At 61.1% G+C, this 21,644-nt stretch carries 19 protein-coding genes; 5 read left to right on the forward strand and 14 right to left on the reverse strand.

Annotation, left to right across the window (positions count from 1 at the left end; translation table 11 throughout):
• Positions 1-70 precede the first annotated feature (70 nt).
• The 3 genes from acpM to ACVZUB_RS18100 all read left to right on the forward strand — a co-directional run bounded on the left by acpM (position 71) and on the right by ACVZUB_RS18100 (position 3,146).
• Positions 71-346, forward strand: coding sequence for a meromycolate extension acyl carrier protein AcpM (gene acpM / locus ACVZUB_RS18090; protein ID WP_003941649.1), 276 nt, complete (start codon positions 71-73; stop codon positions 344-346).
• A gap of 7 nt (positions 347-353) precedes the next feature.
• A complete protein-coding gene (locus tag ACVZUB_RS18095; RefSeq protein WP_003941591.1) occupies positions 354-1,604 on the forward strand; it encodes a KasA/KasB family beta-ketoacyl-ACP synthase in 1,251 nt (416 codons plus the stop codon).
• A 108-nt stretch (positions 1,605-1,712) separates the two neighbouring features.
• Positions 1,713-3,146 carry an acyl-CoA carboxylase subunit beta gene (locus tag ACVZUB_RS18100; protein ID WP_003941597.1) on the forward strand — a complete coding sequence of 478 codons (1,434 nt, stop codon included), beginning with the start codon at positions 1,713-1,715 and terminating at the stop codon, positions 3,144-3,146.
• 110 nt (positions 3,147-3,256) lie between these two features.
• Here ACVZUB_RS18100 and ACVZUB_RS18105 read toward each other — a convergent pair whose 3' ends face one another.
• The 13 genes from ACVZUB_RS18105 to ACVZUB_RS18165 form a co-directional block, all read right to left on the reverse strand.
• A complete protein-coding gene (locus tag ACVZUB_RS18105) occupies positions 3,257-3,766 on the reverse strand; it encodes a DUF3145 domain-containing protein (protein ID WP_003941617.1) in 510 nt (169 codons plus the stop codon).
• Between the two features lie 128 nt (positions 3,767-3,894).
• Positions 3,895-4,734, reverse strand: coding sequence for a serine hydrolase domain-containing protein (locus ACVZUB_RS18110; protein ID WP_007735479.1), 840 nt, complete (start codon positions 4,732-4,734; stop codon positions 3,895-3,897).
• A 36-nt stretch (positions 4,735-4,770) separates the two neighbouring features.
• A complete protein-coding gene (locus ACVZUB_RS18115) occupies positions 4,771-5,898 on the reverse strand; it encodes an NDMA-dependent alcohol dehydrogenase (RefSeq protein ID WP_007735481.1) in 1,128 nt (375 codons plus the stop codon).
• A 310-nt stretch (positions 5,899-6,208) separates the two neighbouring features.
• Positions 6,209-7,525, reverse strand: a complete 1,317-nt coding sequence (locus ACVZUB_RS18120) for an HNH endonuclease signature motif containing protein (RefSeq protein WP_482627622.1) — start codon at positions 7,523-7,525, stop codon at positions 6,209-6,211.
• 64 nt (positions 7,526-7,589) lie between these two features.
• Positions 7,590-8,264: a response regulator transcription factor gene (locus ACVZUB_RS18125; protein ID WP_054781976.1), complete on the reverse strand. Its 675-nt coding sequence runs from the start codon at positions 8,262-8,264 to the stop codon at positions 7,590-7,592.
• Positions 8,261-9,463, reverse strand: a complete 1,203-nt coding sequence (locus ACVZUB_RS18130; RefSeq protein WP_058039428.1) for a sensor histidine kinase — start codon at positions 9,461-9,463, stop codon at positions 8,261-8,263. Before ACVZUB_RS18130 ends, ACVZUB_RS18125 begins: the two co-directional genes overlap by 4 nt.
• A gap of 18 nt (positions 9,464-9,481) precedes the next feature.
• The gene (locus tag ACVZUB_RS18135) at positions 9,482-11,698 is read right to left on the reverse strand and encodes an MMPL family transporter (RefSeq protein WP_482627623.1); all 2,217 of its coding nucleotides are present in this window, start codon (positions 11,696-11,698) and stop codon (positions 9,482-9,484) included.
• A gap of 95 nt (positions 11,699-11,793) precedes the next feature.
• Entirely contained in the window at positions 11,794-12,711 is a 918-nt protein-coding gene (locus tag ACVZUB_RS18140) for a carbohydrate kinase family protein (RefSeq protein WP_007731141.1), read from the reverse strand.
• A 95-nt stretch (positions 12,712-12,806) separates the two neighbouring features.
• Complete coding sequence (locus ACVZUB_RS18145) at positions 12,807-13,901, reverse strand: ABC transporter ATP-binding protein (RefSeq protein ID WP_042450146.1); 1,095 nt, start codon at positions 13,899-13,901, stop codon at positions 12,807-12,809.
• A gap of 27 nt (positions 13,902-13,928) precedes the next feature.
• Positions 13,929-14,795 (reverse strand): carbohydrate ABC transporter permease, encoded by an 867-nt coding sequence (locus ACVZUB_RS18150; protein WP_054781981.1) that lies wholly within the window; start codon positions 14,793-14,795, stop codon positions 13,929-13,931.
• Positions 14,795-15,745 carry a carbohydrate ABC transporter permease gene (locus ACVZUB_RS18155; RefSeq protein ID WP_019748978.1) on the reverse strand — a complete coding sequence of 317 codons (951 nt, stop codon included), beginning with the start codon at positions 15,743-15,745 and terminating at the stop codon, positions 14,795-14,797. The genes ACVZUB_RS18150 and ACVZUB_RS18155 overlap by 1 nt, the downstream gene beginning before the upstream one ends.
• On the reverse strand, positions 15,742-17,094 hold the full coding sequence (locus tag ACVZUB_RS18160; RefSeq protein WP_081558017.1) for an ABC transporter substrate-binding protein: 1,353 nt from the start codon (positions 17,092-17,094) through the stop codon (positions 15,742-15,744). The genes ACVZUB_RS18155 and ACVZUB_RS18160 overlap by 4 nt, the downstream gene beginning before the upstream one ends.
• Before the next feature lie 63 nt (positions 17,095-17,157).
• Positions 17,158-18,156, reverse strand: a complete 999-nt coding sequence (locus tag ACVZUB_RS18165; RefSeq protein ID WP_054781980.1) for a sugar-binding transcriptional regulator — start codon at positions 18,154-18,156, stop codon at positions 17,158-17,160.
• A 139-nt stretch (positions 18,157-18,295) separates the two neighbouring features.
• On the opposite strand from ACVZUB_RS18165, the gene ACVZUB_RS18170 reads away from it, so the two are divergent.
• On the forward strand, positions 18,296-19,306 hold the full coding sequence (locus ACVZUB_RS18170) for an NAD(P)-dependent alcohol dehydrogenase (RefSeq protein WP_042450271.1): 1,011 nt from the start codon (positions 18,296-18,298) through the stop codon (positions 19,304-19,306).
• A 7-nt stretch (positions 19,307-19,313) separates the two neighbouring features.
• Positions 19,314-20,786 carry a mannitol dehydrogenase family protein gene (locus ACVZUB_RS18175; RefSeq protein ID WP_081558018.1) on the forward strand — a complete coding sequence of 491 codons (1,473 nt, stop codon included), beginning with the start codon at positions 19,314-19,316 and terminating at the stop codon, positions 20,784-20,786.
• Here the strand turns inward: ACVZUB_RS18175 and ACVZUB_RS18180 are convergent, their stop codons facing one another.
• Positions 20,787-21,305, reverse strand: a complete 519-nt coding sequence (locus ACVZUB_RS18180; protein WP_054781979.1) for a DinB family protein — start codon at positions 21,303-21,305, stop codon at positions 20,787-20,789.
• Positions 21,306-21,644: the final 339 nt, after the last annotated feature.

Genomic DNA, 21,644 nt, shown 5'->3' on the forward strand with positions numbered 1-21,644 from the left:
CGGCCGATCAGCCCGAACGGCGGCCGGACGTTTCACCCCACCTCAATCGATCAAGAAGGGAGCCACACCAGTGGCCCACACTCAGGAAGAAATCATCGCGGAACTCGGCCAGATCGTGGAGGAGGTCACCGGTATCGAGCCTTCCGAGGTCACCGTTGACAAGTCCTTCGTGGACGACCTCGATATCGACTCCCTGTCCATGGTCGAGATCGCCGTTCAGACCGAAGACAAGTACGGCGTGAAGGTCCCCGACGAGGATCTCGCAGGCCTGCGCACCGTCGGCGACATCGTCGCGTACATCCAGAAGCTCGAAGCCGAAGGCGCCGAAGCCAAGAACGCAGAGTGAGCCGACCGTGACTTCCGCTTCTACCCGCAAAGGGAAATTCCCCGACATCGTCGTCACGAGCCTCGCGACGTCGACCTCGGTGGCTGGTGATGTGGATGGCACGTGGAAGGCGCTACTCGCCGGCGAAAGCGGCATCGGAATCCTCGATGACCCGTTCATCGACGAGTTCGACCTTCCCATTCGCATCGGCGGGCACCTGAAGGTTTCACCGGACGAGGGCTTGTCCCGCGTCGAAATTCGACGGATGAGCTGGGTGGAACGCCTTGCCCTCACGTTGAGTCGCACGGTCTGGAGCAACGCCGGCAGCCCTGAAGTCGATCAGGACCGCCTGGCCGTTGTCATCGGCACCGGACTCGGCGGCGGCGACACGCTCATCGACGCCGTCGACAAGCTCCGTGGCGGCGGATACCGCAAGGTGTCCCCGTTCTCGGTGCAGATGGTCATGCCCAACGGACCGGCCGCAACGGTCGGACTCGAACTCGGGGCCCGCGGTGGCGTCATCACTCCGGTGTCGGCATGTTCATCAGGTTCCGAGGCAATTGCTCACGCTCACCGCATGCTTGTCATGGGTGACGCGGACATGGTTGTGGCTGGTGGAGTCGAGAGCTTCATCGACGCCGTTCCGATCGCGAGCTTCGCCATGATGCGTGCGATGAGCACCAACAACGACAATCCGGCCGCAGCTTCACGTCCTTTCGACAAGGACCGCGACGGATTTGTCTTCGGCGAAGCCGGCGCCCTGATGATCCTCGAAACCGAGGAGCACGCAAAGGCACGCGGGGCGACGATTCACGCCCGCCTGCTCGGTTCCGGAATCACTTCGGACGGGTACCACATCGTGGCACCGCATCCGGAAGGCCTGGGTGCGGCGCGAGCCATGACCCGAGCAATCGAGATGGCCGGACTGACGAAGTCCGACATCAAGCACATCAACGCCCACGCCACTGCGACGCCGATCGGTGACATCGCAGAGGCAAAGGCAATCAACGCAGCGGTCGGCAATCACGCTGCGGTGTACGGCCCGAAATCCGCGCTGGGACACTCGATCGGCGCTGTCGGCGCCCTCGAATCAGTCCTCACGGTTCTGGCAGTGCGTGACGGGATCATCCCGCCCACGCTCAACGTTGACAGCCAGGATCCAGAGATCGATCTCGATGTCGTCAAGGGTGAACCCCGAACCGGCTCTTTCGATTTCGCACTGAACAACTCGTTCGGTTTCGGTGGGCACAATGTCGCGCTCGCCTTCGGTCGGGCCTAGCCCGAACCGCGGTTTGCATCTGTCCGCGGGTGTCGTTGCAACACAACGTCACCCGCGGACAACACCGACCTTTCGTTCCACCCAAGGCTCGTACTGAAGGAGGACGCGATGACCATCCTGGCCCCCGTGACAAAGTCCGAATCATCGACAGACCCGCGCGATCCTCTTGCGCGCCTGGAAAATCTGTTCGACCCCGGCACAACAGTGCCGCTCCACGCCCGTGACAAATCCGGTGTGCTCGCCGCGTCCGGAAACATCGACGGCGTCCGCACCATCGCGTACTGCTCCGACGCCACTGTCATGGGTGGCGCCATGGGCGTCGACGGTTGCAAACACCTCGTCAAAGCCATCGATACCGCTATCGAGGAAGAGTCCCCCATCGTGGGCCTCTGGCACTCCGGTGGCGCGCGTCTGGCTGAAGGCGTCGAGGCGCTCCACGCCGTCGGACTGGTCTTCGAGGCCATGGTCCGCGCGTCGGGTCTCATACCTCAAATTTCCGTCGTGCTCGGCTTTGCCGCTGGCGGAGCCGCGTATGGTCCAGCCCTCACCGATGTCGTGATCATGGCGCCGGAAGGCCGAGTGTTCGTCACCGGGCCAGACGTAGTTCGTAGTGTCACCGGCGAACAGGTCGACATGGTGTCACTCGGCGGTCCGGACACACACACCAAGAAGTCGGGTGTCGCGCACATCGCCGCACACGACGAGGCCGACGCATTGCACCGCGCGCGCCGCCTGGTCTCGATGATGTGCGAGCAGGGCGAATTCGATCAGCGGGCAGCGGAACTCGGCGACAGCGATCTGCGCGCCATGATGCCTGCCTCCGCGAAACGCGCGTACGACGTTCGTCCGATCGTTCACGAAATGCTCGACAACGTCGAAGGCGAGTCGAGTTTCGAAGAACTGCAAGGCAATTACGCTCGGAGCATCGTCACCGGTTTCGGCCGGATGGCCGGACGCACCGTTGGCGTCATTGCGAACAACCCACTGCGACTCGGGGGGTGCCTGAACTCCGAAAGTGCAGAGAAGGCCGCTCGATTCGTGCGACTGTGCAACGCATTTGGCGTGCCGCTCGTGGTCGTCGTCGATGTTCCCGGGTATTTGCCGGGCGTCTCGATGGAGTGGGAAGGCGTTGTCCGACGCGGAGCGAAGTTACTTCACGCCTTCGCCGAGGCAACGGTCCCCCGCGTCACCGTCGTCACTCGAAAGATCTACGGCGGCGCCTACATCGCGATGAACTCGCGAGCACTGGGAGCCACGGCCGTATTCGCTTGGCCCAACTCCGAAGTAGCCGTGATGGGTGCGAAGGCTGCTGTCGGCATCCTGCACAAGCGGGCCCTCGCAGCTGCACCGGACGACGAGCGTGAAGCATTGCACGACCGACTCGCTGCCGAGCACGAGGCAATCGCGGGCGGCGTCGACCGCGCGGTCGAAATCGGCGTCGTCGACGAGGAAATCGACCCGGCGAAGACTCGCAGCATCGTGACCGCTGCCCTCGCGTCTGCACCATCTGTCCGCGCGCGGCACAAGAACATTCCGCTCTGACAACCCTGGACAGCAAGGTGGGCCTCGCCGATACGGCGGGGCCCACCTTTGTCATTCAAGTCTTTGTCGTTCAAGCCGCGAGAGCACTCCGGGTTCAGGATGGACCTCGGTCAGCTGACACGCCTTCGCAGCCATGTCACTTCGGCACCTTCGCCTGAACTCCGGAAGGGTTCAAGTTCCTCGTCCCACGGTGCGCCTATCGCCCGATCGATTTCCGCGGCGATGTCTCCACCGGAATTCATGATGGACCGCAGTTTCATCTCCCCTACGACGACATCACCGTTCGCACTGGTGGATCCGCGCCACAGGCCCAGACCGGGCACATGGCTGTACCGTTCGCCGTCGACGCCGTGACTCGGGTCCTCGGTGACCTCGAACCGCAACATCGGCCACGCGCGTAGCGAGTCGACCAGGCGGGCACAGGTTCCGACGGGACCCGTCCAGTCCGTCGTCGCACGCAGAAGCCCGTCGTAGGCAGGCTGTGAGGTCCATCTGAGCTTGGCAGGGCTGTCCAACGTGGCGGACAAAGCCCAATCCACGTGCGGGCACAGCGCCGCGGGCGACGAGTGGATGTAAACCACACCAGTCGTCACGTCCGCGAATTGATTCATTTCGCGCACTCGAGCCTCCTGCTTCGACGAGGGACGTCTTCCCCAACGACCTCTGTCGAGTTCGTGCAGCACGCTCGATTGAACAGTGTGCCTTGTGTTACCCGTGTTGCGCCAGTGGAAGGAGAGAAATTTGTGCTCTACCGCGAAACTTCACCGACCACGCCATCCGACAATTCGGTCCACAAAGGCTTGGCCCAATCACCGAAATCGCGATCGGTAAGCACGACGCACGCAGTATCGATCGTGGGATCGACCCACAGGAACGTCCCGGACTGGCCGAAATGACCGAAGGTAGCGGCCGAGTTCTCGAGACCCGTCCAATGCGGACGCTTGTCGCCCCGAATTTCGAATCCGAGCCCCCAGTCGTTGGGGCGCTGAGAGCCGTAACCCGGAAGAATTCCGTTGAGCCCCGGGAACTGCACAGTTGTCGCCTCTGCGAACGTCTGCGCCGAGACCAGAGTCGGCGAGAGCAGTTCAGCCGCGAACTTGGCCAAGTCGTCTGCCGATGCCTGCGCACCGTGACCGGCCGGACCGACAAGAGCCGCGCTGGTCATCGCCAACGGCGCGAACACCGCCTCGGCCAGATAGTCGGCAAATTCGATCTCGGTCTCCCGGGAAACCAACTCGGCAAGCACCTCGAACCCCGCACTCGAGTAGATCCGCTTCGACGCCACCGGCGCCTGAACAACACGTTCGGCGAATGCCAATCCCGAAGCATGTGCGAGGAGATGACGAACGGTCGACCCCTCAGGCCCGGCCGGCCCATCCAACTCGACCGCCCCCTCCTCCACTGCCACGAGAATCGCGTAGGCGCACAACAGTTTTGTCACCGAAGCCAGGGGGAAAACATGCGCCTGGTCGCCACTGAAACCACGAATGCGGTCGCCCTCACCGGGATTCTTCCCGGAGAGGACGACCGCTGCCGCATTGTCGACCGGCCACTGCTGGATTACGTCGAGACTGTGAGTACTGGGCACCCGATCAGACTACTGGCACAAGAGTTGCGCTTCCGATCACCAGTCAGCTTCGGTGTAGCGGATGACGCCGCGGATGTTCTTGCCATCCAACATGTCCTGGTAGCCGTCGTTCACGCCTTCGAGCGTGTAGGTCCGAGTCACCATGTCGTCGAGGTTCAGCTTGCCTGCCTTGTACATCGCGAGGAGGTTCGGCACGTCCTGGCGAGCGTTGCCACCGCCGAAAATGTTGCCCTGAAGGTCCTTCTGAAGCATCGCCATCAGGAACAGGTTCAGCTTCACATCCATGTCCGTCAGGTGCCCCATTGCGGTGACGACACAACGGCCGGCCTTTGCCGTCAGAATCATCGCTTCTTCGACGTACTCACCCCTCATTTCGCCGACGGTGATGATCGTCTTCTGTGCCATGCGGCCATACGTAGCGTCGATGATCGGCTGAATGGCAGCGGCAGCGCTTTCGAAAGCGTGCGTTGCGCCGAACTTCAGAGCCTGCTCACGCTTCCACGGCACGGGGTCGATGGCAAAGATGTACCGGGCGCCCGATGCAACTGCACCCTGTAGCGCACTGATACCGACGCCGCCGACACCCATGATCACAACGTCTTCGCCGGGCTTCACATCGGCGATGTGGGTTGCCGATCCCCAACCGGTCGGAACGCCGCAACCGACGAGTGCGGCAACCTCGAACGGAATGTCCTTGTCGATCTTCACCACTGACGACTGGTTCACGACCATGTAGGGCGAGAACGTCCCTAGCAGGCACATCGGGATCACGTTTTCGCCGCGAGCCTGGATCCGGTAAGTGCCGTCACTGATGGCCTGGCCGCTGAGGAGGCCCATCCCGAGGTCACACAGGTTCTGATGACCGGCCGAACACGCCGGACAGGTTCCACAAGCCGGAATGAAGGACAGAACGACGTGGTCGCCGACCTCCAGACCCTTGACCTCCGGGCCGAGCTTGGTGATGACGCCCGAACCCTCGTGCCCACCCATGACGGGGAACGACGGCATCGGGGTCGCGCCGGTGACGATGTGGTGATCGGAGTGGCACATTCCGGCCGCTTCCATGCGAATCTGAACTTCGCCGGCTACCGGCTCACCGATCTCGATCTCCTCGACGGACCACTTTTCATTGAGGCCCCACAGGATTGCACCCTTGGTCTTCACGTCACTTCACCCTTTCATTCGCACACCCGCATCTATCTCTGTGACCATAGCCACAAATCTGCGAAATTGGAACGTGTTCTAACGAAAGATTTTGCACTGCAGGTCAGACGTCCAAATGACCTGGCACAACCGGCGCGGCAACAACGGAATAATGACCCACTGAGTGGGACAGGCCACACGGGCACCCGAAAGTAGAGCCGCCCCGAAAGCACGCAACCATTCGACTCCACCTCCCACCAATCGGTCGGACACAGAGCAGCGGGTCTGAAACAGGCCTGGGCATGTTCTGGTGCATCTGAGGTTTGGCCCCTCAGGTTTTGAAGGTGGTGTTCGCCGGCCGTGGGTGCTGCCCGGGGTCGATCGAGAGCGGCGGGATGAACCACGGTTTGTTGTCGGCGCCTATTCGGATCGCCCATTTCCCGACGAACCCTGATTTGCGGTGCATCAACCGATGATGTGAACGGCACAGCAGGACCAGGTTGTTCATCACCGTCGGCCCGCCGTTCGCCCAGTGCCGGATATGGTGCGCATCCGTCCAGGCGGGCACGCATGTGCAGCCCGGGAACGCGCAGCCCTTGTCCCGGGCGATCAACGCCACTCGCTGTTCGGCGGTGACCAATCGTTTTCCTGGTTGCGCATCCAAGGGCGCGCCGTGATCGTCGAGCAGAACGGTCGACAGGAAACAATCACACCCGAGAAGCCTGGTCTGCGATACGGACAGTGGTCCGAGCCAGGGCATGTGCCCGACATCGAGATCCGACAAGTCCAGATCGGGTGAGCCTTCGTCGTCCACATCAGAAGGCGACGCGGCGCAATCCCGATGCTCCGCCAAATCACGAGCATTGATGTGCACATTCACGTGCGGACGCTGACCACCATCGATTCCGGTCTTGGCGCAATCGAGATAACGCCGGATCAGTTCCGTGAACCCATCCGCAGTCCGCTTCGCCGCCGACCGAGAATCCGGGGTTCCATCGAGTGCCGGGGTCGGCATCGTCAGATTCGACAACGCCGACAACAACATTTCCCCGGTGAGAGCATCGAAATCACCACGCACCACCACCCGACCATTCAAGGTCGACGCGATCCGCAACTCATTGAGATCGACATCCTCGGCGGGCGGGATCTCATCCGATTCGAACAACCGCTCCAACGTCGCGATCACGTCCCGCACCTTCGTCGTCGTCGCCTCCACACCCGACGCAGCAGCCAACAACAAATCGATACAGCGAGGGAGCGCCTCCTCCGACATCCCCTTCGGCGGTGACTCACAGAACGCCACGATCAACACAGCATGATCGAACGAGCAATCCCCGCCATCGAACCGAGCAGCCACCGCCGGAAACGGCCGCAAAGCCGCACCCAACGCGGCGATCTTCTTCCCGTCCCGAACCTGCAGCATCGTGTTCGCCGCCAACCACGCACCCACACCGCGACTGGCAATCACCTGATCATCCGGGCGCAACGACAACTCGTCCACCACCGCCACACGCACAGCTTCGAGACGCAGAATCTCCGCACTCGCCTCGACAGCAGCAGCACGCAACTCGGCAGCAGACAACCGCCACAGACGTCCGCGTAACCCCACCGCAGAACCAGACACCACATCCGACAACAAGACACTCATTGAATCCCCCGATCCCCTCCCCAAACAATACTCGAACACCCGTTCGAGTCAAGAGTTTCTCGAGTCAATCCACCGAGCGTCCCGGAATCACCACACCGCATTGATAGGCGAGAACCACCAGTTGCGCGCGGTCGCGGACATCCAGTTTTGTCATCGCCCGGTTCACGTGCGTTTTTGCCGTGACCGCGCTGATCACCAATTCCGCAGCGATTTCGTCGTTGGACATCCCGAGGGCAACGAGGGTTACCACTTCGAGCTCGCGTGGGGTCAACTGACCGAAAATCCCAGAAGTCGAGTCGGCCCGCGACGGAGTGGAAAGGAACCGAGAAATCAACGCGCTGGTCGCAATCGGCGACAGCAAAGAGTTCCCACCTGCGACCGTCCGAACAGCATCGAGTAGATCCTCGGCTCGGATTCCTTTGCCGATGAAGCCGCTGGCTCCCGCCCGGATCGCCTGTGCCACATGCTCATCCACTTCGAAGGTGGTAAGAATCAACACGTGCACGTCGGTCAAATCCGGATGATCGGCAATCATGCCGGTCGCTTCGACTCCGCTGGTGCCTGGCATTCGAATGTCCATCAATACAACGTCGGGTCGATGCTCGAGCGCCGCCTGGAATGCCTGCTCTCCGTCTGCCGCCTCGGCGACCACCTCCATGTCCTCTTCCGAACCGATCAGCAGCGCAAGCGTTTGACGGAAGAGCGCCTGATCGTCTGCCACTACCACCCGAATACTCACGACTCCTCACGCTCCGAACCCCTGGACACCGAGACAAGCGGTAGTTGGGCGTCCACACGAAATCCCCCGTCGGCGCGGAATCCTGCTGAGACCTCGCCTCCCATCGCCTGTGCCCTCTCCTTCATTCCCAGCAGTCCGTACCCGGGTGGTGACGTCGAAGGCACTGCCGTTCCGGCGTTTTCGACCGACAGCATCAGAACCTCGGCTTCGTATGACAACGACACGGTGACGGCTCCTGGCAGCGCATGCTTGCTCGCATTCACGAGTGCCTCCTGGATAATTCGGTACGCTGTGAGATCTACTGCGGGCCCGAGTGGGCGCAGCGAACCCACAGCGCGCACATCGATTTCCATTCCTGCACTGACGAATTGATCCACCAGTGCCGGTAGATCCGAAAGCCCCGGAGCCGGCTTCATCGAGCGATCACCGTCCTGAGCATCACGGAGAACTCCGACCGTGGCCCGAATTTCATCGAGTGCCGCCTTGGACGTTTCCTCCACTCCGCGTAGTGCAGTCGTCGCCTTCTCCGGGTCTTTCCCGATCAAGTGCGACGCGACCCCGACTTGCAGGTTGACCAAGGCAATGTGGTGCGCGACAACGTCGTGCAGGTCTCGCGCAATCCGCATCCTTTCTTCGACGACGCGGTGTCGGGCCTCGTCCTCGCGCATTCTTTCCGCTTGCACCGCGCGCGCCTCGACGGACTCCAGATAGGCTCGGCGAGAACGGACCTCGGCGCCGGCAAAACTTGCCATCAGCAACCAAGCCAACAACCCCAGTGCCTCCTGCAGGAGATTGTTCCCCACTCCCAGGAAGATCGTGACGAGCATCAGCGAGCTGACTGTGCTCGCCGCTGCGAAGAAGGTCCTCCGGCGGTCACTCGTGCTGGCAACGTAGTAGAGGCACACCATCGCTGCGGAACCTGTGCCGGCATTCGGCGGCGCTGACAGTGCAATCATCAATACGCCGAGGAGTACTGCCACCGCCAGTGCCGAGAACGGATAGCGCCTTCGGAACACGATGGTTGCCGCTGCGATCGCTGTTACAAGCACTCCCACAACCGTGACCTCGCGGGTGTCATTGCCGTCGAGCGCGATGCGGTGCGCCGTCCACGTGGCAAGGAGCACGAGAATCGCCAGTGCCAGGTCGATGGTGCGCGGGTGTTCCGCACACCATCGACCCCACGTCGATGTCGAAGTCATCGATCTACCGTATCCGGGTCACACCGACAACTTGTCGCTCGTGGGTTCACTGGATTCCTTCGAATCTGCGAGCAGCGCTCGCAACTGCTCCCCCTCGACATCGACGTTCGGGACCAACCGGTCCAGCCATGAGGGGAACCACCATGCCCTCGAGCCCAACAGGGACATGACGGCCGGTACGACGGTCATACGAATCACGAAGGCGTCGAACAGAACCGCGAACGAGAGTCCGAGTCCGATCTGCATGATGAAGGCGTCGCCGCCGAAGATGAAGCCCGCGAAAACGGCGATCATGATCAGCGCCGCGGCCGTGACCACTCGCGCGCCCTGGTCGAAGCCCTTCACGACTGCTTCATCCGGTCCGTCACCGTGGACGAACGCTTCACGCATTCTGGTCACCAGGAACACCTGGTAGTCCATCGCCAACCCGAAGACGATGCCGATCATGAAGATGGGCAACATCGCCACAACTGATCCGGTTTGACCTTCGATTCCGAGAATGCCGGCGAACCAACCCCACTGGAAGATCGCGACCAGCACACCGAACGTCGCACCGATCGAGAGCAGAAATCCGAGAGTTGCCTTGAGTGGTACCAAGATCGAGCGGAACACCAACATCAGGAGGATGAAGGCGAGGCCGACGACCAATGCGAGGTAGGGAACCAGGGCGTCGGCCAGGCGATCCGAAACGTCGATCGTCAACGCTGTCTGACCGGTGACCGACATCGTGGCTCCGGTCTCGTCGGTCAGTGATCCGGCGACCTCACGTATATCTGCGACGAGTGCCTTTGTTGCCTCGGTTTCGGGGCCGCTCGAGGGAACCACCGTGACGACTGCTGTATCGCCGGCCTGGTTGAGTGCTGGCGGCGTCACTGCCGCTATGTCAGGCAGAGCACCGAGCTTTTCCTGGGCGCCGCTCAATGCCGCTGCCGGATCTGTGGCGTCGGCAACGTCGACGACCACCATGAGCGGACCGCTGAACCCGGCACCGAACCCCTCGGATAGTCGGTCGGTAGCCCTGGCGGCAGTTGTGTCGGGCACTGGTGGGCTCGCCAAACTCAGGTTGATTCCGAAGGTGGGGATCGCCAGCAATCCCAACCCGAGGACAGACGCGAGCAAAACCGGAACTCGACGCCGGATCACGAACTTGGCCCATCGCGAGCCTGCGCCTTCCTTCGTCTTGCGATGCGTCAACTGACCACCGGACGCAAGCAGGCGACGATCGGATCGGCTCAGAACGCGCAATCCAGCAAATCCCAGCGTGGCGGGCAGCAGGGTCAGTGAAATCACCACTGCAACAGCAACTGCAAACGCCGCAGCCAGACCCATGCTCGTCAGGAACGGGATGTTCACGACGAACAGTCCTGCCAATGCGATGAGCACCGTCAACCCCGCGAACACTACGGCCGAACCCGCCGTCCCCGCTGCGCGGCCCGCAGCAATTTCCGGATCATGTCCGTCACGTAGTTCGGAGCGGTAGCGCGAGACGATGAAGAGCGAATAGTCGATCGCCACGGCGAGCCCCAGCATCATTGCCAGGACGGTTGTGCTCGAACCCAATTCGATGAAACCAGTTGCGATAGTGATCGTGCAGATCGCGATGCCGATGCCGATCAACGCGCTGATCAAGGGAAGCCCTGCTGCCACCAACGAACCGAAAGTGACCGTCAGGACCACAGCGGCGATCGCGACGCCGATCACTTCGCCCATCGATTCGGCACTGCTTTCCATCAGCACGTTGCCGGCAACATCGACTGCCAGCCCTGAATCCGCGGCGTCGTGGACGGCGGACTCGAGCAGTTCTTTCGAACTGTCCGGTAAGTCCATCGAGTCGGCGGTATAGGAGACCTGCATGTATCCGATCGTCCCAGTCGGCGACACTCCGCCGGAGGCATACGGATCCGATACCGCTGCAATCTCAGGATCCTTCCCGAGCGCAGAGACCAAGTCACTGACGGATTGTCGAATCGCCGGATCGGTGAGCGTCGTGCCCGCCGGAGATTCGAAGACGATGCGAGCACTGGCTCCGTCGGTGGACGATTGCGGAAATCTTTCAGCCAGAAGATCTTGCGCCGCTTGTGATTCGGTGCCCGGAATCGACAACGTATTGACGGTCGGACCGGACAGCGTTGCTGCGCCTACTCCGCCCGCCACCAGCAGGACGACCCAGAAGCCCACCATTGCCCAACGGCGCCGAAACGCGAGTCGCGAGAGTTTGTACAGGAATATCGACATGCGTGTCACTGTGCCGATACACGACCCCGTCGCACATCGTGCACAGGTAGGCAGTTCGACGTACTGCGCTCGCAGTAGGGCGGTGGTCCCCAGTGCTAGACGGGCAGGCCCAACTCCCTTGACCACGGCGGATCCGCCCCGGGACGTGACACGGTGACGGCTGCCGCGCGTGCGGCAAAGGTCAACGCGGCCGACCAATCTGCCTCGGTGAACGCACGCACAACAGCGACGTCGAGTGCGTCGTGACGATCAAGGTAGGCCAACAGGGCTCCGTGAACGGTGTCGCCCGCACCGATCGTGTCCGCGACGTCGACCGCGGGCGCCGGCACCGAAACATCGAGTTCCTCGGTGATCAACCGCAACCCGTCACCACCACGGGTGAGCAGGACGGCGCCGACGCCTTCGTGGAGCCACTCGGCGCCGTCGACCGAACCCAACCACTTCGCGTCGTCGTCGCTCACTTTGAGAATATCGATGGCGGGCAACCACGAACGAAACCGTCGTCGATACGCGTCCGGGTCGGAGATCACCGCCGGACGAATGTTGGGGTCGACCATGGTGAGTCGACCGCGGGCGTGTGCTTCGTGCAGCAAAGCTTCGTAGGCCGAGGCCCCGGGCTCGAGCACCAGCGACAGCGTTCCGAACGAGAATGCCCGGGCAGAGGGAAGTTTCGGCAGCGCGAACTGTCGATCTGCCGTTCCCTCGAGGTAGAAGGAATACCGCGCACCTCCGTCCGCTGCAAGGTTCACGACGGCCAGAGTTGTCGGCTCGGGCCCACGTTCGACCCCAGTTGTGTCGACATTGGACGCGGCCAGCGAGTCGATCATCCGATCTCCGAAAGCGTCTGTGGACAAGCGAGAGACGAATCCCACGTCGGATCCGAGTCGACCCAGTGCAATCGCAACGTTGAACGGTCCACCGCCCAACTTGGGTGAGAAGTTCTCCCCCACCGGAACCAGATCAACCAGTCCCTCACCACACACCACGACGGATCGTTCGCGTGTATCACTCATCGGTAGACCCTAACCTTCTCACCAGTCGAAGATGGATGTGACCTGCTCGGCACGAACGAGTTCGGGTGCCGAGCAGGTCACGATTGTGATGGGATTCAGCTACCCACACGCTCGCCCGTAGCCGGGTCGAAGAGGTGAACGAGGCCGTCCACCCGCTCGAAGCCCAGCGTCTGGCCGTACTGCAGCTTCGATCGCCCGCCGGTGCGTGCAACGAGCGAGATCGGGTCGGCTTCGGTACCAGGCACGTGTGCGTAGATGTACGACTCGTTGCCCAGTTCCTCTACCAGGTCGATCTGAGCTGCGATTCCGTCTCCGGCAGCGACCACCTGGAATTGCTCGGGCCGAATTCCTACTGTGACCGAAGCCAGACCGGCCGCGGCGATTGCCGCCATCTGCTCGCGGTCCAGCGGAACCTCGACGTCGCCGAAACGCACCCCACCCGAACTGACCGGCGCCGTTACCAAGTTCATACCTGGAGATCCGATGAAGCCTGCAACAAACGCATTGGCCGGCCGATCGTAAAGTTCGGTCGGAGAAGCGAATTGTTGCAACTTGCCGCCCTTGAGCACTGCCACGCGATCACCCATCGTCATCGCTTCCACCTGATCGTGCGTGACGTAGACGGTGGTGGTTCCGAGACGACGCTGCAACGCCGCGATCTGCGTGCGGGTCTGGACGCGTAGCTTTGCGTCGAGGTTGGAGAGCGGCTCGTCCATGCAGAACACTTGCGGTTCACGAACGATAGCTCGGCCCATGGCAACTCGCTGCCGTTGACCACCGGAAAGCTTGGCCGGCTTGCGGTCGAGATAGTCAGTCAGGTCAAGCAGTTTGGCCGCTTCGGCCACTTTCTTCTTACGCTCCTCAACGGGCACACCGCGCATCTTCAACGCGAACCCCATATTTTCCCCGACGGTTTTGTTGGGGTACAGCGCGTAATTCTGGAAGACCATTGCGATGTCGCGATCCTTGGACGGGACATCGGTCATGTCCTTGCCGTTGATGGTGATCGCGCCGGAATCGATGTCCTCGAGCCCTGCCAACATGCGCAGGGCCGTGGACTTTCCGGAACCTGACGGACCGACGAGCACGATGAACTCCCCGTCGTTGATGTCGAGATCGAGTGAATCGACAGCGAGGGTCCCGGCACCTTCGTAGATGCAAGACGCTTTCTGGTACGAGATTTCAGCCATGACGAACTCCTGAGAGGGTGAGGAGAATTATTTGATTGCACCGAAGGACAGGCCGCGCACCAGTTTGTTCTGGGCGAACCAACCGGCCAGGATGACGGGCAATGCCGCCATGGTCGCTGCCGCGGAGAGCCGAGCCCAGTACAGTCCCTCGCCGGTGATGAACCCGACCAGGAAGACCGGAATCGTCTGCGCTTGAACAGCTGTCAGGTTGACTGCGAAGAAGAATTCGTTCCACGAGAAGATCACGCAGATCAGCGCAGTCGCAGCAATTCCGGGCGAGATCAGCGGGAGGATCACCTCGCGAACCGAGGTCCACAAACTCGCGCCGTCCATGCTGGCAGCTTCGAGAAGTTCGCCGGGGACTTCGAGAAAGAACGAACGCATCATCCACACTGCGATCGGCAGATTCATCGATGTGTACAAGATGACCAGCGCCCAGATGTTGTCGAGCAATCCGATGTCGTTGACGATCACGTACAGCGGCACGATTGCAGCGACGACTGGGAGCATCTTGGTACTGATGAAAAAGAACAGAACGTCCTGAGTCTTGGCTACCGGGCGAAGCGACAATGCAAACGCAGCCGGAACACCCAGTAGCAGAACAAGAATCGTCGACATGGCCGTCGCAAATGCGGAGTTTGCCAGCGTCGTGCCGAGACCGGAGTCGAGGACGGCACGGAACTGTTCGAGGGTGGGAGTGAAGAACAGCTTCGGCGGATCCGTGTAGGCGTCTGCCTCGGTCTTGAACGCGGTGAGGACCATCCAGAAGACCGGGAAGAAAAACCCGAGAGCGGCGATCCACGCCACAACCGACCACGGACTGAACTTGCTGCTCTTCCTTTTCTTGACGACGGGCTTGTCGGCCGTCGCGCTTGTCGTCTCTACGGCAGTCATCACGCCGCCTCCTCGTTGCCGGTGAAGCTCTTGAAGATCAATCGGAGCGCAAGTGTCGACACGATGATCGTCGCGATCACTGTTACGACACCCATCGCCGCAGCTTGACCTACGTCGAAGCCGAGGAACGCGCGCTGGTAGATGTAGAACGGCAGGTTCGAGCTGGCCACGCCGGGCCCGCCCGACGTCATCATGTACACCGCGTCAAAGGTGTTCACGAGGTAGATCGCACCCAGAACTGCACCGAGTTCGATGAAGCGGCGCAGGTGCGGCAACGTCAGTTCGCGGAACATCGCAAACGGCTTGGCTCCGTCCACTCGTGCGGCTTCGAGAATGTCTCGGGGCATGGACTGCAAACCGGCCAGAATGAGCAGCATCATGAAGGGCGTCCACTGCCAGATCAGATTGATCATGACGGCGGCGAGCGGAAACTTGCTGACCCAGTCGACCTGGCCGACGCCGAAAGGCTGGAGTACGAAGTTCACGATACCGAACACCGGGTCGAACATTGTTGTCTTCCAAAGCAATGCGCCGGCGACGGGAGTGATGAGAAACGGCGTGATCAGCAGTGTCCGGACGATGCCCCGACCAAGGAATGCGCGGTCGAGCAGCAGCGCCAGCGCGAGTCCGAGGATCACCGAAACGATGACCGTACCCACGATCATGATGACCGTGTTGACCGCGACTTCCCGAAACTGACTGTCCTTGAAAACCTCTATGTAGTTATCGAACCCGTTGAAGTGCCGCGATCCCGGCCGGACAAGGTTCCACGACTGCGTCGAGTAGTAGAGGGTGAACAGAAACGGAATCTGAGTGACGACGATCGAGAAGATCAACGCCGGCAACAGGGGACCTCTACGACGCCAACCCTCGGCGCGGGAGATCTTCTTTTCGACACGGACCGGTGGCGCGTCGTCCACCGTAGTTCTGGGCTCGGCAACCGTAGTCATCGGTTCTCCTGATAGGTCTTGCCGACCACCTCGGCATACTGCTGGGATTGTTCGAGTGCTTCTTTCACGCTCTTCTGACCCGCGATGGCCGCACTGATCTGCTGGCTGACGCGAGTGCCCAGGTCCTGAAACTCAGGGATGGTGAGGAACTGGACGCCGGTGTACGGAACCGGTTGCACTGTCGGGTTTTTCGGATCTGCATTATTGATCGATTCGAGGGTGATCGGACCGAATGCCTGTGCGGCCTCTTGATATTCCGGAATCTCGTAGGTCGATAGGCGACTTCCCGGAGGAACTCTCGACCAGCCGAGTTCGGTTCCGACCTTCTGGATGTAGTCCTTGTTCGTCATCCAGGAAATGAACTTCCAGGCGTCATATTTGTTCTGTGCCGACTCCGGGATTCCGAGCGCCCACGTGTAGAGCCAACCAGGATCGGACTTCTCGACCTTCGGGGCCTTCGCATATCCGATGTTGCCGACTACCTTCGACGACGCAGGGTCCTCGAGAACCGACACAGCCGACGTCGCGTCGTACCACATCGCCGTGTTGCCTTGCGCGAATTGTGTTGCACATTCACCGAATCCGCTTGTGGCAGGACCCGGCTGACCGTGCTCCTTGACCGTGTCCACGTAGAACTGAACCGCATCCTCGACCTGCGGACTGGTCAGCTGCGCATTCCAATTCTCGTCGTACCAGCGTCCACCGAAGGTGTTGATCACGGTGTTCAGCGGTGCGAGTACCTCACCCCAGCCAGGCTTTCCGCGCAAGCAGATTCCCGCCATCTTGGCGTCCGGGTTGTCGAACTGTGCTGCCCAACCTGCAACTTCTTGCCACGTCGGGTCTTCGGGAACTGTAATCCCCGCCTGATCGAACAGATCCTTGCGGTACATCAGGAACGACGACTCCCCGTAGAAGGGGACCGCGTACATACTGTCCTCGTACGACAGAGAAGTCTTGATCGACGGTACGAAGTCGTCCTCGTCGTAACCGGGCGTCGTGTCTGCATAGTCGGACAGGTTCGTGAGCCAACCGTTGGCGGCCCACTGAGGTGTCTCGTAGTTGCTGATCATCACGACGTCGAACTCACCGCCGCCGGTTGCCGTCGACGCCGTGATCTTGGCGCGCGCCTGGTTCTCGGAAAGGCTGACGAATTTGAGGTCGATGCCAGGGTTCTCGGCTTCGAAAGCCGGCGCCAGTTTGATGGCGTCCTGCATCTGCGAGTTCGACACCATCGCGATGGTGACTGTTCGTTCGCCGGAACCACCGAGCGCACCAGCGCCCGCACATCCCGACACCAGGAGGCAGAGCGCCGCCGCGGCAGCGCCCCACACTCGTCTTCCTGTTTTCACGGATTACCTTCCTTCACACTTGCGTGTCAGTCGCGCGCTCGGACCGCGAAACTCGTGAGATCGCTAGCCTTCGAGCAGCCACTGGGCGCACTCGACGTCGGTGACGAGTACGTTTGCCAAACCTCCGCGCAATGCGCCCAGAACGGCCTGGCGTTTGTGTGTTCCTCCCGAAATCAGAATCGTCTGATCGCAGGATTTCACTGCGTCGAGCGAGACGGAGACCGTTCGCTCAGGTAGTGGCCCCTCCACTGGATTGCCGTCGACCGAGTAGAAACGGCCGCCGATTTCACCGACAGCGCCTCGACTTTCCAACTCGTCCAGCATGGTCGAGTCGACGAAGCTACCGGCAAACAAGGTCGTCGCGGTCGAGACGGCACCGACTCCGAAAACCATGATGTCGGAATCAGTTCCGGCTTGCAGCGCCTTCGAGATCACCGAGTCGTTTCGCATCGACTCCACGGTCGCCGGGTCGGCATACAGCGGAGCGTTGAGACGAATAGGATTGGCCTGCAACTGTTGTGCACATCGGCCGATGGTGAAGTCGACACCGGTTTGGTAGTCGGTCACCGTCATGGAGCCGTCAAGTTGTACCACAGCCGAGCACTTCGCGGCCTTGTCCGGCAAAGATCCTGCTACCGCAACGGTTTCCGGACCCCAGGTAAACCCGAGAACGCTCGAAGGCTGCAGACGACGAACCAGAACTTCCGCTGCTCGTCGACCGAGTGCGTCGAAGTCCGGGTCGTCCGCATCCGAAATCGCTTCGGGGACGATCAACACTTCGGCCAACCCGAAGTGCTTCTCCAGCTTCGATTCCAACTCCGTGTTCACCGAACCTTCGAGCTCCGGCGGTACCAAAATCTCGACCCTGACCAAACCTTGCGTCCGCGCCCTGGCCAACAGTCGCCCGGCTGTCGGCCGCGAGACGCCCAATTTCGCTGCAATCTCCGCCTGAGTGGCGCCTTCGAGGTGATACATCGTCGCCGCCCGCAAGGCGAGCCGCACATCCTCGGAAGCGGGCAACTTCGACGACTTGAGTCCTGTGGGCTGAGCCGACTGGTTCACACGGTCTCCTTGTGTATCAGGTTCAAAGTTTCTCGATCGTGAGCAAATGCTCACTAGATGTTCTTATGCTCATTAAGCTAACATCTACGTTGTGACCCACACAACAGTTTCCGGAGAATCCGTCGATCTACCTGCGACAATTCGGGCAAATGTCCTCGTCGAGACCGGAAAGATGCAGATGGTCGAGAGACCACGACCGTCCCCGAAGGCGGGTGAAGTCCTCGTTCGCATCCATGCCGTGGGCGTGTGCGGGTCGGACGCGCACTACTTTCACGAAGGTCGCATCGGCCCTTACGTAGTCAACTCACCGCTCGTTCTCGGACACGAAGCATCGGGACGCATCGCTGCGGTCGGTGACGGCGTCGACCCAAGACGCATCGGGCAGCGTGTCTCCATCGAGCCTCAGAAGCCCGATCCGACAAGTCCCGAATCCAAGGCAGGCAGATACAACCTCTGCCCTCATATGGAGTTCTTCGCGACGCCGCCGATCGACGGTGCGCTGACCGACTACGTCACGATCGGTGCCGACTTCGCCCATCCCATCGCAGATTCCGTGTCCTACGAGGCAGCTGCGCTGTTCGAGCCACTTTCCGTAGGGATCGCCTCAGCCCAGAAGGCGGGGATCACTGCCGGCTCTCGGGTGTTGATCGCCGGCGCCGGCCCGGTAGGAATCGTGACGACGCAGGTGGCCAAGGCATTCGGCGCGACGGAAGTCATCGTCTCGGACATCGACGCGGCCCGGCGTGATGTGGCACTGAAATTCGGCGCAACAACCGTCGTTGATCCACGTGAGAGCGACGTACGCTCGCTGGCCGTCGACGCATTCATCGACGCGTCGGGTGCCACGGCCGCAGTGATCGACGGGATTCACGCAGTTCGGCCCGCTGGAACCGTCGTTCTGGTCGGAATGGGTGCCGACGAGATACCGTTGCCGGTCCCGATCATTCAGAATCGCGAACTGATGCTGACCGGAGTGTTCCGGTACGCCAACACGTGGCCGATCGCCGCCGCATTGGTCGCTGCCGGGCGCGTCGATCTGGACTCGATGGTCACAGCACGCTTTTCACTCGAACAGTCGCAAGAGGCCCTGGTGGCCGATCGCATTCTCGGCAGCATCAAAGCCGTAGTCATCGTCGCCGAAGGAGACTAGTACTTTCATGGAACTCAATACGAAGACCCTGTTCGACTTCGATGCTGCACTCGAAGTGCCGAACTACGACCGGAGCAAAGTCACTACTGGCATAGTGCATTTCGGTGTCGGAGGCTTTCACCGTGCACACCAGGCCATGTACATCGATGATCTCCTGCGACGCGGTGAGGGCTTCGACTGGGGAATCTGCGGAGTGGGAGTGATGCCGTCGGACAAGCGGATGAAAGACGCTCTCCGCGCGCAGGACTGCCTCTACACGCTGGCGCTCAAGCATTCTGACGGAACCCTCGAGGCCCGGGTCATCGGGTCGATCGTCGAGTACCTGTTCGCTCCGGAGGATCCGGAGGCGGTGATCGAAAAGATGGCATCCGAATCGACGAAAATCGTATCTCTCACCATCACCGAGGGCGGATACAACATCTCGCACACTACGGGTGAGTTCGACGCGTCCGATCCCGATGTAATGCACGATCTCGAGCCGGGAACACTCCCCCACACCACCTTCGGTCTGATTTGTGCGGCACTCGCACTCCGTCGCGACCGGGGCCTCGCCCCGTTCACGATCATGAGTTGCGACAACATCGAAGGCAACGGATCGGTCGCCAGGACGGCAGTCGGAGCGTTCGCCGCCCTGAAGGATCCCGAACTTGCGGAGTGGATCGACGAGAACGGCGCCTTCCCCAACTCCATGGTCGACCGGATCACACCCGTCACGACAGCCGAGGTGACCACCGAGATCGCCGAGACGTTTGGCGTGGAAGATCAGTGGCCGGTCGCGGCTGAGCCGTTCACCGCGTGGTTCCTCGAGGACGAGTTCACCTCAGGCAGGCCACCTCTGGAGAATGTCGGCGTCAATCTCGTGCCGGATGTTCGCCCGTACGAACTGATGAAACTGCGCCTTCTCAATGCCGGCCATCAAGGCATCGCGTACTTCGGCTACCTTGCCGGATACCGCCTGGTCCACGAGGCATGCCAGGACGAACTCTTGTCGGGGTTCCTGCTCGACTACATGAATCTCGAAGCGACGCCGACCCTTGACCCGGTACCCGGCGTCGACCTCGATCAGTACAAGAAGACCCTCATCGAAAGATTCTCGAACCCCCAGATCCGCGACACGATTGCACGTCTGTGTGCCGAGTCGTCCGATCGAATTCCCAAGTGGCTGTTGCCCGTCATCCGGAACCAACTCGACACCGGTGGGTCGATCAACCTGTCCACCGCAATTGTCGCTAGCTGGGCCCGCTACGCCGAGGGCACAGACGAGAACGGAGATCCCATCACCGTCGTCGATCAGCTGTCGGACACTCTGGTGCCGCTCGCCCAGAAACAGTCGAGCGACCCGTTGGCCTTCATCGGGTACCGCCAAGTGTTCGGCGATCTCGTGGACGATCGCCGATTTGTCGCTAGCTTCCGAAAGACCCTCGACTCATTGCACTCCGTCGGAGCCAGAAGAACCCTCGAGGAGGTGCGCGGGCTCTGACTACACCGAGACGTCGTGCAGGTGATGGATCGGATCGTGAATGAAGTAGGCCGCCAACGATTCGACGGTGAACGCCGATCCGTCACTGCGGAGACCCCGTCGTTGGCGGCTACCCTCTGGCACGGTTTCGAAGGCATTCGCGACCTCCGCCGCGGCGTCGGACAATTCCGATGCCACCTTTGCCGGATCTTGGTCGTTGTACCGCTCGGCCTCAGCTGTTGCGTCTTGATCCCAGTTCTCGAATAGCGGATCGTCGAATTCGAGCATCTGTTCCAACCTCACCTTGAAGATCCTGAACACGTCGCGTACGTGGGCGGAATACTCCAGCGCTGACCATGTTTCGCTGTCCGGTCGCTCCGTCACATTCTCGCCCTCCAGTACCTCGGCCCACGAGACGGCATTGCTACGCACAAGATCTGGAACATCCGCGAACGCAACAGCGGACGAATCAAACCCGCACTCGCCGCATGGGCGTTCGAGGACCCAGGTCCAGTTCTTTGTATCCGGGGTGATCGGCATGCATCGAGAATAGTCCGCGGGAGCGGAGTCGGTCTGCTTCGATTGGCCGATGAAGCGCATCATGGTCGGTATTGCGATTCCATTCGTGCTGATGCTTACTTCGTGTGGCGGGGACGGGGGCGACGCCGAACCACACGAACTCGCCTTCACATGCGACGACGCACATGCGTACCTCGAAGTTTTCGGGACGGTCGAGGCGGCGTTGGCCCGGCTACAGAGCCCTGGATGGAACGATGTCCCTGAGTTCCGCCAGCGCCTGGGCAGCGTTCACACCACAACAGCAGACTGCGATAGTCAATTCACTTCATTCGGCTTCCCGAGGTGAATGTTGATCCGTAT

Source organism: Rhodococcus sp. OS5, assembly GCF_056837585.1.

Bases quoted from the DNA above. Each gene is read 5' to 3' on its own strand.
- ACVZUB_RS18130 (WP_058039428.1), bottom strand. From the start codon at position 9,463: ATGACTTCGACATCGACGTGGGGTCGATGGTGTGCGGAACACCCGCGC.
- ACVZUB_RS18120 (WP_482627622.1), bottom strand. From the start codon at position 7,525: ATGAGTGTCTTGTTGTCGGATGTGGTGTCTGGTTCTGCGGTGGGGTTA.
- ACVZUB_RS18135 (WP_482627623.1), bottom strand. From the start codon at position 11,698: ATGTCGATATTCCTGTACAAACTCTCGCGACTCGCGTTTCGGCGCCGT.
- ACVZUB_RS18180 (WP_054781979.1), bottom strand. From the start codon at position 21,305: ATGCCGATCACCCCGGATACAAAGAACTGGACCTGGGTCCTCGAACGC.
- ACVZUB_RS18145 (WP_042450146.1), bottom strand. From the start codon at position 13,901: ATGGCTGAAATCTCGTACCAGAAAGCGTCTTGCATCTACGAAGGTGCC.
- ACVZUB_RS18155 (WP_019748978.1), bottom strand. From the start codon at position 15,745: ATGACTACGGTTGCCGAGCCCAGAACTACGGTGGACGACGCGCCACCG.
- ACVZUB_RS18100 (WP_003941597.1), top strand. From the start codon at position 1,713: ATGACCATCCTGGCCCCCGTGACAAAGTCCGAATCATCGACAGACCCG.
- ACVZUB_RS18140 (WP_007731141.1), bottom strand. From the start codon at position 12,711: ATGAGTGATACACGCGAACGATCCGTCGTGGTGTGTGGTGAGGGACTG.
- ACVZUB_RS18175 (WP_081558018.1), top strand. From the start codon at position 19,314: ATGGAACTCAATACGAAGACCCTGTTCGACTTCGATGCTGCACTCGAA.
- ACVZUB_RS18150 (WP_054781981.1), bottom strand. From the start codon at position 14,795: ATGACTGCCGTAGAGACGACAAGCGCGACGGCCGACAAGCCCGTCGTC.